Consider the following 12,629-nt stretch of genomic DNA (forward strand, 5'->3'; position numbering starts at 1 on the left):
GTGTCATCCCGACAATCATCGGGAGGAGGGATCTCGTCCTGATCCGTCGTTCCATTACCAATGCCTTGGCACCAAGCGGAGATTCCTCGCTCTGCTCGGAATGACAAGGAAAAACTCTAGTCCTCCAGGCGGAACAGGGTCCGCAGCGTCTTTTCCATGGCGCGCCAGTCGGGGCTGTCGGCGGCGCTGTCCTTCAGCACCTCGGAAGGCGCGTGCAGCAACCGGTTGACCAGCAGCCTTGTGGCCTCGGCGGCATCATGGCCCTGTTCGGCCAGCACCGCCTCGCGGGCCTCGTCGAAACGGGCGCGCAGCGCGACGATGGCGGGCACCGCCGCCCGCTCCGCCCGGCCCCGCAGAAAGGCGACCAGTTCCTCCTCGACCAGGGCGCGGGCGGCACGGGCCGCCGTCTCGCGGGTGGCGCGCCCGGCCAGGGCCACCTTCTCCAGGTCGGCCAGATCATAGAGGAAGGCGCCATCGACCCGGTTGACCGCCGTTTCCACATCGCCGGGAATGCCCGCGTCCACCAGCAGGATGGGGCGGCGGCGGCGCTTCCGAATGGCGTTGGCGACGGCGTCGGCCCCCACCACCACATTGCGGCCGCCGACACAGGTCAGCACCACATCGGCACTGGCCAGGGCTTCCTTCATGTCCTCGAAGGCCAGGACGTGGCAGCCCAGCGACTTGGCCAGGGATTCGGCCCGGCTGCTGCGCGGCGCCGTGACCGACAGGTCCTTCAGTCCGGCGGCCAGCAGGCTTTCCGCCACCAGTTCCCCCATCTCGCCGGTCCCCACCAGCAGCGCCTTCAGGCGGGCGGGATCACCGTGCAGGTCGCGCGCCACCTGCACGGCGGCGGCGGCGATGCTGACCGGACCTTCGCCGATGGCGGTCTCGGTGCGGACCCGCTTGGCCACCGAGAAGGCGGCCTGGACATAGGCGTCAAGCCCACTGCCCAGGGTTCCGGCATCGCGGGCCAGACGATGGGCGGCCTTGACCTGACCTGCCACATGGGGTTCGCCGATCACCAGGGAGTCGAGGGCGGCGGTGACGGCGAAGCCGTGGCGCGCCGCGTCCTCCCCCGTCAGGGTGGTGAGATTGGCCGCCACCGCGGCAGGCTCCAGACCGGCGCGGGCGGCCCAGGCGTCGCACACCAATTGGGCGGCATGGTCGGCATCCCCGGCCATGGCCCAGACCTCGACCCGGTCGCAGGTGGACAGCACCAGGGCCTCGGCCAGACCGGCCCGCTTCAAGCCTTCCAGGAAGGCGGGCGCGGCGGCATCGTCCACGAACAGGGCGTCACGCAGGGTCAGCGAGGCCGATTTGTGATTGGCCCCGACCATGACCAGCCGGTGATGGGACGCCGCCACGGCTTCGGCTCGGCTACAGCAGGCGGCCGAGGTGTTCCTCCAGCGACGCCAGCGGCACCTCTTCCTGGGAGCCCCCATCCAGGTCGCGGATGGTGACGGCGCGACGCTGCGCCTCCTCCTCGCCCAGGATCACGGCGAAGCGGGCATTGGCCTTGTTGGCCCGCGCCATGCGCTTCTTCATATTGCCAGAAAAGCCCATCTCCACCGTCTGGCCCGCCCGGCGCAGGCGTTCGGCCACATGCATGGCCGCCAACTCGTCACCCATGGGAATGACGGCGACGGGGCGCACCGCGGCCGGGGGCTCGTCCACCAGCATGGACAGCCGTTCCACCCCCGCCGCCCAGCCGATGCCGGGCGTGCGCGGGCCGCCCATGGTGGCGATCAGCTCGTCATAGCGCCCGCCCGCCAGCACGGTGCCCTGGGCGCCGAGCGAGGTGGTGGTGAACTCGAAGGCGGTATGGCAGTAGTAGTCGAGGCCGCGCACCAGCCGGGGATTGATGATGAAGGGAATGCCCAGCATGCCCAGGCCGTTGGTGACGGTCTGGAAGAATTCACGCGCGGCCGGGGTCAGCGAATCGGTCATCACCGGCGCGCCCTCGACGATGCGCTTGTCGCCCTCGTCCTTGGAATCCAGGATGCGCAGCGGATTGCGCTCCAGCCGGTTGCGGCTGTCCTCGGACAGCGACAGGCGGAACTGCGACAGATAGGCGGTGAGCGTATTGCGGTAGGCCTCGCGGCTTTCGGCATCGCCCAGGGTATTGATCTCCAGGCGGACCTTGCCCGCCAGCCCCAACTCGCTCAGCACCCGCCAGGCCAGGGCGATGACCTCGATATCGGCCAGGGGGCTTTCCACCCCCAGCAGCTCGACGCCCACCTGATGAAACTGGCGCAGCCGCCCCTTTTGGGGGCGCTCGTGGCGGAACATGGGGCCACGATAGAACAGCTTCAGGGGCAGCGATTGCGCCAGCCCGCCCGAGATGAAGGCCCGCGCCACCCCGGCGGTGCCCTCGGGCCTGAGCGTGATGGACTCGCCCGAGCGGTCGGCGAAGGTGTACATCTCCTTGGTGACCACGTCCGAGGTCTCGCCCAGGGTGCGGGCGAAGACCTCGGTGAATTCGAAGATGGGGGTCATCACTTCGCCGAAGCCATAGCGCCGGGCGGCGGCGAAGGCGGCTTCCTCCACCCAGCGATGACGCCGGGATTCCTCGGGAAGCAGGTCGTGGGTGCCGCGTACCGGCTGGAGCGAAGACACGGGATCAACCTTCCTTCTGCTTGGCGGCCTCGATCTCGGCGGCGCGCGCCTCGACCAGCTCGACGATGTGATCGATCATGGATCCGCCGTCCACATTGTGGTCGGGCGAGCCGCCGATATAGACCTTGTGAGTGTCGCTGCCGCCGCCGGTGATGCCCACCATGGTCTCGCGCGCCTCACCGGGGCCGTTGACCACGCAGCCCAGGATGGACAGCGTCACCGGGGTGCGGATATGGGACAGGCGATTTTCCAGGGTCTCCACCGTCTTGATGACGTCGAAACCCTGCCGGGCGCAGGACGGGCACGACACGATGCGAACGCCGCGATGACGCAGGTCCAGGGCCTTCAGCATCTCGAAGCCGACCTTGACCTCTTCCGCCACATCGGCCGACAGGGACACCCGCAGGGTATCGCCGATGCCCTGCCACAACAGCGAACCGATGCCGATGGACGACTTCACGGTGCCGCCGATCAGGCCGCCCGCCTCGGTGATACCCAGATGCAGGGGATAGTCGCAGGCCTTGGCCAGACCCTGATAGGCCGCCACCGCCAGGAAGACGTCCGAGGCCTTGACCGCGATCTTGAACTCGAAGAAGTCGTTGTCTTCCAGAAGCTTGGCGTGCTCCAGCGCGCTTTCCACCAGCGCCTCCGGGCAGGGTTCGCCGTATTTGTCCAGCAGATGCTTGTCCAGCGACCCGGCATTGACGCCGATGCGCATGGAGCAGCCGTGATCCTTGGCGGCCTTGACCACTTCCTTGACCCGCTCGTGCGAGCCGATATTGCCGGGATTGATGCGCAGGCAGGCGGCACCGGCGGCGGCGGCCTCGATGGCGCGCTTGTAGTGGAAATGGATATCGGCGATCAGCGGCACCGGCGAGCCCTTGGCGATGGCCTTGAAGGCCGCCGTGGAGTCCTCGTCCGGGCACGATACCCGCACCAGATCGGCGCCAGCGTCGGCGGCGCGGCGGATCTGGGCCAGGGTGCCCTCCACATCCGTGGTCAGGGTGTTGGTCATGGTCTGCACCGAAATGGGCGCGTCGCCGCCAACGGCCACCGAACCGACATGAATCTGGCGGGACTTGCGGCGGGTGATTTCGCGATAAGGGCGCAGGCTCATGGACATGCTCTCTCTGGCAGGACCGGGTTCGCCGAAACCGGGGACAGTCCCGGCATCGGCGAGGGTTTATAGCGCATCCGGCGGCAGCTCCGAAAGCGACACATTTTTCAGGGGCTTATGCGGGAAACGCTCAGCCGCCCGAAGACAGCTTGTCGGGGTCGAGGCGGATATCGCGGCGCACCTGTCCCACCGCCCCCAGGGCGGGAGCCTTGTGGCCATCCACCGAGACGTCCAGCGATCCGGCATTTCCCACCATCAGGTTGAGACCGGGCCGATTGGGGACCCGATAGCTGTCACCCTTGCGCAGCAGACGGCTCATGAGCAGCGATCCGTCCATCTCGCGCACCTGGATCCAGCAGTCGTCCCCGGCGGCCTTCAACACTACGCGGGAATCGGCGTGTTCGGTGCCGAACACCTTGCCGTCATTGCCCATGTCCACCTTGGCGGGTTCGGGTTTGGCGGGTTCGGCGACCTTGGGCGGTTCCACCGGCTTGGGCGCCTCGACCTTGACCGGCTCGGGCTTGGAGGCCTCTGCGATCTTGGCGGGCTCCGCCGGCTTGGGCGGCTCGGGCGGCGCGGCGGGAGCGGCGGCGGTCGGCGCGGGCTTTTCCTCCTCGGTCTCCTGGGGCGGAACCACGTCCTCCTTGGCCTTGACCGGCTCTTCCCCCGGCTTGGCGGCATCCTTGGCGTCGCCGGTCAGGGTCGCCTGGCGATTGAGGATGGTGGAGAGGCGATCGGGCAGCGGCGGCACGATCTCGGCCACCTTGGACTCGCGGGTGGACAGCAGATACCAGCCGCCATAGGCCACGGCGGCCAGCAGGATACCCAGGAAGATCACCGCGCCGCCGGGCACCCGCCCCTCGGTCACCGGCGAGGGAAAGGACAGCTCGGCGCGGGTGGCGAAGCCCCCCGCCCCTTCCTGGCGGAAGCGGCGGACCATTTCCTCGCCGTCCAACTGCAGGAATTCGGCATAGGTGCGCAGGAAACCGGCGGCATAGGTGCCGCCCGGCAGGTCGCGGTGACGGCCATCCTCCAGCGCTTCCAGGAAGGGCTGGCGGATGCGCAATTGCTTGGAGCAATCGGGCAGGGACTTGCCCATGCGTTCACGGGCGGCGCGGAGCGTCGGCCCGACGCCGAAGGGCTGGGCCACATGCTCGACGAGCGGCGCCACCGGTTCCTGAGCCGGAGCCTGGGGCGGCGCGGACGGTTCCGGCGCCGCTTCCACGGCGGGCGCGGCGGGGATGTCGTCGGCCGGGATTTCGGCCTTGGGCTCGGAGCCTGGGGTATCCACGGCGGGTGAACCTTTCCTGCAAACCGGATCGCCCCGTCAGAGGCCATCCCTGTGTATCAAATCCGTCGGGCGGGTGGCAACCTCGGCCCGATGGCTGGTCAGAGCGCGACGCCGTGGTCGAGGGCAAAGTACCGCAGTTTGTGGCGCAGGCTATGATCGGGCGATTCCAGCAGCGATTCCATGTAGGCCTGCAACTCGGCCACGTCCAGACTGCGCAGCATGGTCTTGACCGGCCCGATGGCGGGCGCCGACACCGACAGCGAGCGGATGCCGACACCGATCAGGCCCAGGGCCTCCAGCGGCCGCCCGGCCATTTCGCCGCACACCGACAGATGGACATCGTATTCCCGGCACTTGGCCGCCACATAGCGGATGAAGCGCATCATGGTCGGGGCCAGGGGGTCGTAACGCTCGGCGATACGGGGATTGCCGCGGTCCACCGCGAACAGGAACTGCATCAGGTCGTTGGTGCCCACCGAGACGAAATCGACCCGGGGCAGCAAGGCATCGAGCTGCAGCGCCAGGGCGGGCACTTCCAGCATGGTACCGACCTTGACCCGAGTGGGCATGGGATGGCCGGAGCGGGTTTCTCGCTCGATCTCCATGTCCAGGATCTGGCGGGCATGGATCAGTTCCGCCACCTCGGCCACCATGGGGAACATCACCGACAGCTCGCGGCCCGCCGCCGCCCGCAGCAGGGCGCGCAGTTGGTGACGCATCACCGCCGGACGGTCCAGGGTGATGCGGATGGAGCGCCAGCCCATGGCCGGGTTGTCTTCCTCATAGGGATTCCAGTAGGGCAGAACCTTGTCGCCGCCCACATCCAGGGTGCGGAACACCACCGGCTTGCCCTCGGCCTGATCCAGGATCTTCTTGTAGAGCAGGGTCTGGGCCGCCACGTCGGGCAGGGAGGACCGGGCCATGAACGGCAGCTCGGTGCGATACAGCCCGATCCCATCGGCGCCGGACTCGTGCAGATGCTGCAAATCCAGCAGCAGGCCCGCATTCATGTGGATGGCAATCCTGACCCCGTCGCGGGTCACCGCGGGCAGGTCGCGCAGCCGGGCATAGACCGCCAGGCGCAACTGCCGCTGGGACAGGGCCTCGACAAAGCTTTCCCGGATATCATCGGGCGGACGGATGAAGACTTGGCCGTTGTCGCCGTCGCAGATCACCGGGTCCAGCGGCTCGATCTTGTCGAGCACATCCTTGACGCGGCCCACCACCGGGATATCCAGGGCGCGGGCCACGATGGCCACATGGGCGGTGGCCGAGCCTTCTTCCAGCACCAGGCCACGCAGGCGCTTGGGATCGTAGTCGAACAGTTCCATCGGCCCCATGTTGCGGCCGATCAGGATGGCGTTCTCGGGCAGTTCGGCGCGCACCGACTCGCCCTCGCCTTCCGACAGGTATTGCAGCAGCCGGTTGGCCAGATCCTCGAAATCATGCATGCGCTCGCGCAAATACGGATCGGTGATCTGGCTCATGCGGGCGCGGGTGTCGTCGTGGACCTTCTGCACCGCCGCCTCGGCGGTGAGGCCGGTACGGATGGCCTCGCCGATGCGGTTGATCCAGCCCTTGTCCTCGGTGAACATGCGATAGGTCTCGAGCACGTCGCGGTGCTCGCCATCGCGCATCTCGGGACGCGAGAACAGCTCTTCCAGCGCGGTCTTGATGCCGGTCAGCGCCTTCTTCAGGCGCTCGGTCTCCACGTCAGGGTCCTCGGCCACCAGCCTGCGGATGGTGATGCGCGGGCGATGCAGCACGGCGACGCCAAGCCCCACCCCGGCATTGAGCCGCACCCCCTCGAGCCGGAGCGGCAGCAGGGCGTTGCCGTCCACCGGCACCAGTTCGGACTTGTTGACCAACTCGCCCGAGGCCACCAGTTCCGCCAGCACCATGGCGACGGTCTCGAGGGTCTCGATCTCCTCGTCGGTGTAGTGGCGCATGGTGCGGTTCTGCACCACCAGGACGCCGACCACGCGCGATCCCCGGATGATGGGCACGCCCATCAGCGAATGGAAAATCTCTTCGCCGGTTTCCGGGCGATAGGCGAAATTGGGATGGGATTGGGCATCGGCCAGGGCCAGGGGCCGGGCATGGGCGGCGATGTCGCCCACCAGGCCCTCGCCCACCCGCAGCCGGGTCTGGTGCACCGCGTCCTTGCGCAGGCCCTCGGTGGAGAACAGTTCCAGGATATCGCCCGCGCGCATGACATAGCACGAGCACACCTCGGCCACCATGTCGGCGGCGATCAGGGTCACCACCTTGTCCAGGCGTTCCTGGGCCGATCCGCCCCCGGCCATGACGTCGCGCAGACGCCCCAGCAGGCGCCGGGAAACCGAGGTAGTCCCAGCCGTCAGCATTGCGCCATCGTCGAACGGGACTCGTCCCGCGCCGCCAGGGCGGCCAGGGCCTGATCCAGCAGTTCGCCCAGAATTTCGGCGGTGCTCTGCTCGCGCGTCACCATGCCGACGCTCTGGCCCGCCATCAGCGAGCCATTCTCGATATCACCGTCGATGACGGCGCGGCGCAACGCGCCCGCCCAGTAATGCTCGATCTGAAGCTGCGCTTCCTTCTGGTCCAGTTGGCTGGAGCGGACCTTTTCGATCACGTCCATCTGGAACAGCACGAATTTCCGGGTCGCCGCGTTGGTGAGGGCGCGGACCGGAATCACCGGGAATTGCGGATCGACCTGGACCGATGGCACCGCGTCACGGGCGGCGGCCTTGATGAAGGACTGCTTGAAATTGGGGTGCGCGATGCATTCGGTGGCGCAGACGAAGCGGGTGCCCAACTGGCACCCCGCCGCCCCCATCTCCAGATAGGACAGCATGGCCTCGCCGCGGCCGATGCCGCCCGCCACGAAGACCGGCACCTGATCCACCACCGGCAGGATTTCCTGGGCCAGCACGCTGGTGGCGACCGAGCCGATATGGCCGCCCGCCTCGGTTCCCTCGATCACCAGGGCGTCAACCCCCGAGCGCAGCAGCTTCTTGGCCGCCACCAGGGCGGGGGCGAAGCACACTACCTTGGCGCCGGTATCCTTGGCCCGCTTGATGGCCGAGCCCGAGGGCAGGCCGCCGGCCAGCACGATATGCCCCACCTGCATCTCGCCGCAGACATCGATCAGGGCATCCAGCTCGGGATGCAGCGTGATCAGATTGACGCCGAACGGCTTGGAGGTGCGTTCCTGGGTGGCGTGGATTTCCTCGGCCAGCAGTTCGGGCGACATGGAGCCGCAGGCCAGCACGCCGAAACCGCCGCCATTGGAGATGGCGGCCACAAGGTGGCGTTCGGAGATCCAAGACATGGCCCCGCCCATGATGGCGAGTTCGGTGCCGAGAAAATCCCGTCCCCGCCGCCACAGGTGTTCAAGCCTTTGCCTGGCCTTGTCCATAAATACCCCTGTAATGCGCGACCGGGCGGTCAGGCGGCGTCGAGGCCGTAGGCGGTATGAAGAGCCCGGAGCGCCAATTCGGTGTACTTCTCCTCGATCAGAACGCTGATCTTGATCTCGGAGGTAGAGATCACCTGGATATTGATGCCCTCGGACGCCAGGGTCTGGAACATCTTCTGGGCGATGCCCGCGTGCGAGCGCATGCCCACGCCGATGACCGAAACCTTGACCACGTTGGGATCGGCGATCAGCTTCTCGTAGCCTAGGGTCGCCTTGTGCTGGTCCAGCACCTTCTTGGCCCGCTCCAGGTCGGCATTGCCGACGGTGAAGGTCAGGTCGGTGGACTTGCCGTCCTCGGACACGTTCTGGACGATCATGTCCACATTGACGGCGGCCTCGGCCAGCGGGCCGAAAATGGCGGCGGCCACGCCGGGCCGGTCCGACACGCGCACCAGGGTCACCTTCGCCTCGTCGCGGCTGTAGGCGATACCGCTTACCAGTTCCTTTTCCACGATCTCATCCTCATCGCAAACCAGAGTCCCGGGCTTGTCCTCGAAGCTGGACAGAACCTGCACCCGCACGCTGTGCTTCATGGCCATCTCGACCGAGCGGGTCTGAAGCACCTTGGCGCCAACCGAGGCCAGCTCCAGCATTTCCTCATAGGTGATCTTGTCGAGCTTCTTCGCCTTGGCAACGATCCGGGGGTCGGTGGTATAGACCCCGTCCACATCGGTATAGATGTCGCAACGATCAGCCTTCAAGGCCGCCGCCAGCGCCACCGCCGAGGTATCCGAACCGCCACGGCCCAGGGTCGAAATCCGGTTGTCGGGGCCAAGCCCCTGGAACCCGGCCACCACCGCAACCTCGCCCTTGGCCATGCGCGCGATCATCTCGTCCGTCTCGATGGACATGATGCGGGCCTTGCCGTGGACACCGTCGGTGTGGATGGGCAACTGCCAACCGCACCAGGAGCGGGCGGATTGCCCCAGTTCCTGCAGCGCGATGGCCAGCAGGCCGATGGTCACCTGTTCGCCGGTGGCGACCACGGCGTCATATTCGCGGGCATCATGCAACGGCGCGATCTGCGAGCACCAGGCCACCAGCTGGTTGGTGGCGCCGGACATGGCCGAAACCACCACCGCCACCTCGTTGCCAGCCTCGACCTCGCGCTTGACGCGATTGGCGACGTTCTTGATCCGCTCGATATCGGCGACGGACGTGCCGCCGAATTTCATAACGATGCGAGCCATGAGTAAACCCTGTTGGACCGGGCGCCCGACGCTGGAGGAAGGACGCTTGCGGTCGGTTCCGAAATTCTATTGCATGTCCGGTTGCCGCCGGAAGGGCGCGTATTCATACTCTGTCGCCAGTTTGGAAGCAAGAGCGGCCCACCCTTTGGGGGCCGCGTCCACAAAGAGGGTTTCATGCACTCAGATCAGGGCACCGCATCGGCCGAGGAAGTGGCCCGCTTCACCGCCATGGCCGAGGCCTGGTGGGACCCGGAAGGCAAGTTCAAGCCGCTGCACCGCTTCAATCCCGTGCGCCTCGACTTCATGCGCCGCCACCTATGCGCCCATTTCGGCCGCGATCCCCGGGAGATGGCGCCCTTCCAGGGCCTGCGGCTGCTGGATGTTGGCTGCGGCGGCGGCTTGCTGTCGGAACCGCTGTCGCGCATGGGCTTCGCCGTCACCGGTATCGATGCCGGGGCCAAGAACATCGCCGTGGCCCGCCTGCATGCCGAGCAGACTGGCGCGGATGTGGATTACCGCGTCGCCACCCCGGAACAGATGCCGGAGTCCGACCGTTTCGATGTGGTACTGAGCATGGAAGTGGTGGAACACGTCCCCGATGTGGGCGAGTTCCTGCATCAGGCCGCCGCGCGGCTGAAGCCGGGCGGCGTCTTCCTGGGCGCCACCCTGAACCGCACGCTGAAGGCCTATGCCCTGGCGGTGGTGGGGGCCGAATATGTCCTGGGCTGGCTGCCCAAGGGCACCCATGACTGGAAGAAGTTCCTGCGCCCGTCCGAATTCGCCGCCCTGCTGCGCGACGAAGGCATCGAGGTCCGCCAGATGGCGGGCATGGCCTATTCGCCGCTGACCGACAGCTGGCGAGAAACCCCGAGCCTGGACGTCAACTACATGCTTCTGGGGATCAAGGGGTAGGATGGGTCACAGCCGAACCGGATGCAGGTAGATCTGTTCGGTATGGCTGGCGAAGCCCCTCTTGTAGAGGGCGATATTCTGCAGCTTGGAATTGAAGCTGTCGGCCGTGTGAAGATGACCCAGGTCGAAACGGCTCTGTCCCTCGGCCTGGGCATCCATGATCGCCTGATGCAGCACCACATGCCCCAGGGGCTTGTTGCCGACGATCTTCTTGCTGCTTGACCAGTAATAGGTGGTGCGGCCGTGTCGCGATGCCAGCAACGCCACCACCGGATCCTCGCCCAGCCAGCCGATATACAGGGTGAACAGCCCCTTTTCCATGAAATGCACCAGCTCCGACACCAATGTGCCGGGGGTGCGGAAGCAGGCCAGATAGACTTGGCTGTACAGCTCGATCATGCGCGGGTCAGGCACCTTGGTAGATTCCACCCGCATATTGCGCCTGCCCCAACGCAGGCTTTGGCGATGGGCATCGCGATAGCCCCGCTCGATCTCATCGGGCGACAACGACAGATCGATCCAGGCGGCGGTGATGGGAATGGGGTGGGCATTGCTGTCGTTGATCCAGATGGCCAGGGGCGGCGCCAAAGCGACATTTTCCCGCCGCTCGAACAGCGCCGCCGGACAGCCCGCCCATTCCGTCGCCAGCCGCAATTGGCGAACCGCCAGGTATTCCGCCACCTCCATTCGCGGATGGCTGTCCACCAGCCGGGTCAGGATGATGCCGGCTTCGCGACACCCCAGGTGGCGGCCGCCATAGGCATCGGCCTCCACCTGCAACAGGACCGTTCCGTCACCGTCCCGGATGAAGAACGAACAATCGTCCACCGCCAACGATCCATCCAGGGGCGGTGGCCGCAGGAAATTGGCCTTGGCGAGATAGGGGTCCCGGAATGGGTCGTGCAACAAGGAGTAGTCGCCCAACTGGCCGATGGTTTCCAGGAAGGCCTCGGGGTTGTTGATGGCGGCCTCGGCGTAAAGCTCGTCCTCTTCCAATTCGGGCATGATGGCCGAGGCGTTGGGAATGCCGCGCAGGCGGTTTGCCACCCGCTCGTCAATCTGGGCCGACCAGTCGAGGCGCAGGCGCCGTTCCAGTGCCGCCAGGGTGGTATAGACCGCCGCCCGCTCGCCCGGGTCGTCGCCCAGCACCGACAGGCGGCGATAGGCGGCGACGGCCGAGGCGTTCAATCCCTGAGCCGCCAAGGTTTCAGCCAGCACGGTCCACGGCGCGACTTCCTTGCTCTGTTCGGCCAGGCTCTGCAGCGCGCGGACAAGGTCGGGCGGGATGTATCCCCCCGTCATCCCTTGGGGGCTGGGGTTGTCTCGCTCGATTATGTCGAGAATGGCCGCGTCAGTCTCGCTGACCGGCTTGGGCCGCTCGCGCAGCATCGGAGAACTCCCTCGCTGGCGCGGGTCATGGCGCCCTGGCCGCCGGGCAACGACCGGATGAATTCCCAAAGCCTGTTCCCCCTTCCGTCCCCAATGGACGGGAGGGGGAAACGGGTCTCAGTTCTTGGCGCCTTCCAGCAGGCCTTCCGAGATCTGGAGATTGATATTGATGAAGGAATCGATGGTCTCGTTGCTGATGGTCTCGACCCCGGCCAGGGTCTTGTCGGCGACGAACTGGGCCAGACGGCGCAGATTGCGCTTCACGTCGTCGGACAAGGTGCACTCGTCATGGGAAATGATGGTGCACAGAGCGACCCAAGTATCCAGATTGGCCTTCAGCGCGGCGGCGAAAGGACCGATATTCTTTTCACGTTCGGCCCGGGCCTGATCCAGCTGAATGGCGGCCTGGGACAACTGAAAGGCCTGCTCCTCAGCCAGAGAGAGGGAAGTCTGCTGAGACATGGTTCCTCCTGATAATTCTTCGCCGGAATTGATAGGTCGAAATGCGCGTAGGACAATTCCGCGTCTCAGGCGGATAATCCTTCAATTCAGCCTACTGCCGATCTGATATACATTCAACCTCCCCCATGAGTCTGGGGGAAATCCTGTCGCAAGAATGACAAAACCCCCGCCGACCGGGGTCGACGGGGGTTT

10 protein-coding genes are annotated in these 12,629 nt (G+C 66.4%); 1 reads left to right on the plus strand and 9 read right to left on the minus strand.

Annotated elements, in window-relative coordinates; translation table 11 throughout:
- Positions 1–116: 116 nt before the first annotated feature.
- The 7 genes from hemA to A6A04_RS15060 all read right to left on the minus strand — a co-directional run bounded on the left by hemA (position 117) and on the right by A6A04_RS15060 (position 9,674).
- Complete coding sequence (gene hemA, locus A6A04_RS15030) at positions 117–1,364, minus strand: glutamyl-tRNA reductase (RefSeq protein WP_068494284.1); 1,248 nt, start codon at positions 1,362–1,364, stop codon at positions 117–119.
- Positions 1,365–1,377: 13 nt separating this feature from the next.
- A complete protein-coding gene (gene hisS, locus A6A04_RS15035; RefSeq protein WP_068494285.1) occupies positions 1,378–2,616 on the minus strand; it encodes a histidine--tRNA ligase in 1,239 nt (412 codons plus the stop codon).
- Between the two features lie 4 nt (positions 2,617–2,620).
- Entirely contained in the window at positions 2,621–3,733 is a 1,113-nt protein-coding gene (gene ispG, locus A6A04_RS15040; RefSeq protein ID WP_068494287.1) for a flavodoxin-dependent (E)-4-hydroxy-3-methylbut-2-enyl-diphosphate synthase, read from the minus strand.
- Between the two features lie 130 nt (positions 3,734–3,863).
- The gene (locus A6A04_RS15045) at positions 3,864–5,024 is read right to left on the minus strand and encodes a helix-turn-helix domain-containing protein (protein WP_068494289.1); all 1,161 of its coding nucleotides are present in this window, start codon (positions 5,022–5,024) and stop codon (positions 3,864–3,866) included.
- Between the two features lie 98 nt (positions 5,025–5,122).
- Positions 5,123–7,390 (minus strand): phosphoenolpyruvate--protein phosphotransferase, encoded by a 2,268-nt coding sequence (gene ptsP, locus A6A04_RS15050; protein WP_068494291.1) that lies wholly within the window; start codon positions 7,388–7,390, stop codon positions 5,123–5,125.
- Positions 7,384–8,424, minus strand: a complete 1,041-nt coding sequence (locus A6A04_RS15055; RefSeq protein WP_068494293.1) for an NAD(P)H-dependent flavin oxidoreductase — start codon at positions 8,422–8,424, stop codon at positions 7,384–7,386. Before A6A04_RS15055 ends, ptsP begins: the two co-directional genes overlap by 7 nt.
- A 29-nt stretch (positions 8,425–8,453) precedes the next feature.
- Entirely contained in the window at positions 8,454–9,674 is a 1,221-nt protein-coding gene (locus A6A04_RS15060; RefSeq protein ID WP_068494295.1) for an aspartate kinase, read from the minus strand.
- A gap of 174 nt (positions 9,675–9,848) precedes the next feature.
- On the opposite strand from A6A04_RS15060, the gene ubiG reads away from it, so the two are divergent.
- The gene (ubiG, locus tag A6A04_RS15065) at positions 9,849–10,586 is read left to right on the plus strand and encodes a bifunctional 2-polyprenyl-6-hydroxyphenol methylase/3-demethylubiquinol 3-O-methyltransferase UbiG (RefSeq protein WP_068494297.1); all 738 of its coding nucleotides are present in this window, start codon (positions 9,849–9,851) and stop codon (positions 10,584–10,586) included.
- A gap of 6 nt (positions 10,587–10,592) precedes the next feature.
- Here the strand turns inward: ubiG and A6A04_RS15070 are convergent, their stop codons facing one another.
- Both A6A04_RS15070 and A6A04_RS15075 read right to left on the minus strand, forming a co-directional pair.
- A complete protein-coding gene (locus A6A04_RS15070) occupies positions 10,593–11,975 on the minus strand; it encodes a GNAT family N-acetyltransferase (protein ID WP_068494299.1) in 1,383 nt (460 codons plus the stop codon).
- 117 nt (positions 11,976–12,092) lie between these two features.
- On the minus strand, positions 12,093–12,437 hold the full coding sequence (locus A6A04_RS15075) for a flagellar biosynthesis regulator FlaF (RefSeq protein ID WP_068494301.1): 345 nt from the start codon (positions 12,435–12,437) through the stop codon (positions 12,093–12,095).
- Positions 12,438–12,629 lie beyond the last annotated feature (192 nt).

The organism is Paramagnetospirillum marisnigri (assembly GCF_001650715.1).
Classification (GTDB): domain Bacteria; phylum Pseudomonadota; class Alphaproteobacteria; order Rhodospirillales; family Magnetospirillaceae; genus Phaeospirillum; species Phaeospirillum marisnigri.

Coding starts and splice junctions, on each gene's coding strand:
- ispG (WP_068494287.1), bottom strand. CDS start 3,733: ATGAGCCTGCGCCCTTATCGCGAAATCACCCGCCGCAAGTCCCGCCAG.
- ptsP (WP_068494291.1), bottom strand. CDS start 7,390: ATGCTGACGGCTGGGACTACCTCGGTTTCCCGGCGCCTGCTGGGGCGT.
- A6A04_RS15070 (WP_068494299.1), bottom strand. CDS start 11,975: ATGCTGCGCGAGCGGCCCAAGCCGGTCAGCGAGACTGACGCGGCCATT.
- ubiG (WP_068494297.1), top strand. CDS start 9,849: ATGCACTCAGATCAGGGCACCGCATCGGCCGAGGAAGTGGCCCGCTTC.
- A6A04_RS15055 (WP_068494293.1), bottom strand. CDS start 8,424: ATGGACAAGGCCAGGCAAAGGCTTGAACACCTGTGGCGGCGGGGACGG.
- A6A04_RS15075 (WP_068494301.1), bottom strand. CDS start 12,437: ATGTCTCAGCAGACTTCCCTCTCTCTGGCTGAGGAGCAGGCCTTTCAG.
- A6A04_RS15060 (WP_068494295.1), bottom strand. CDS start 9,674: ATGGCTCGCATCGTTATGAAATTCGGCGGCACGTCCGTCGCCGATATC.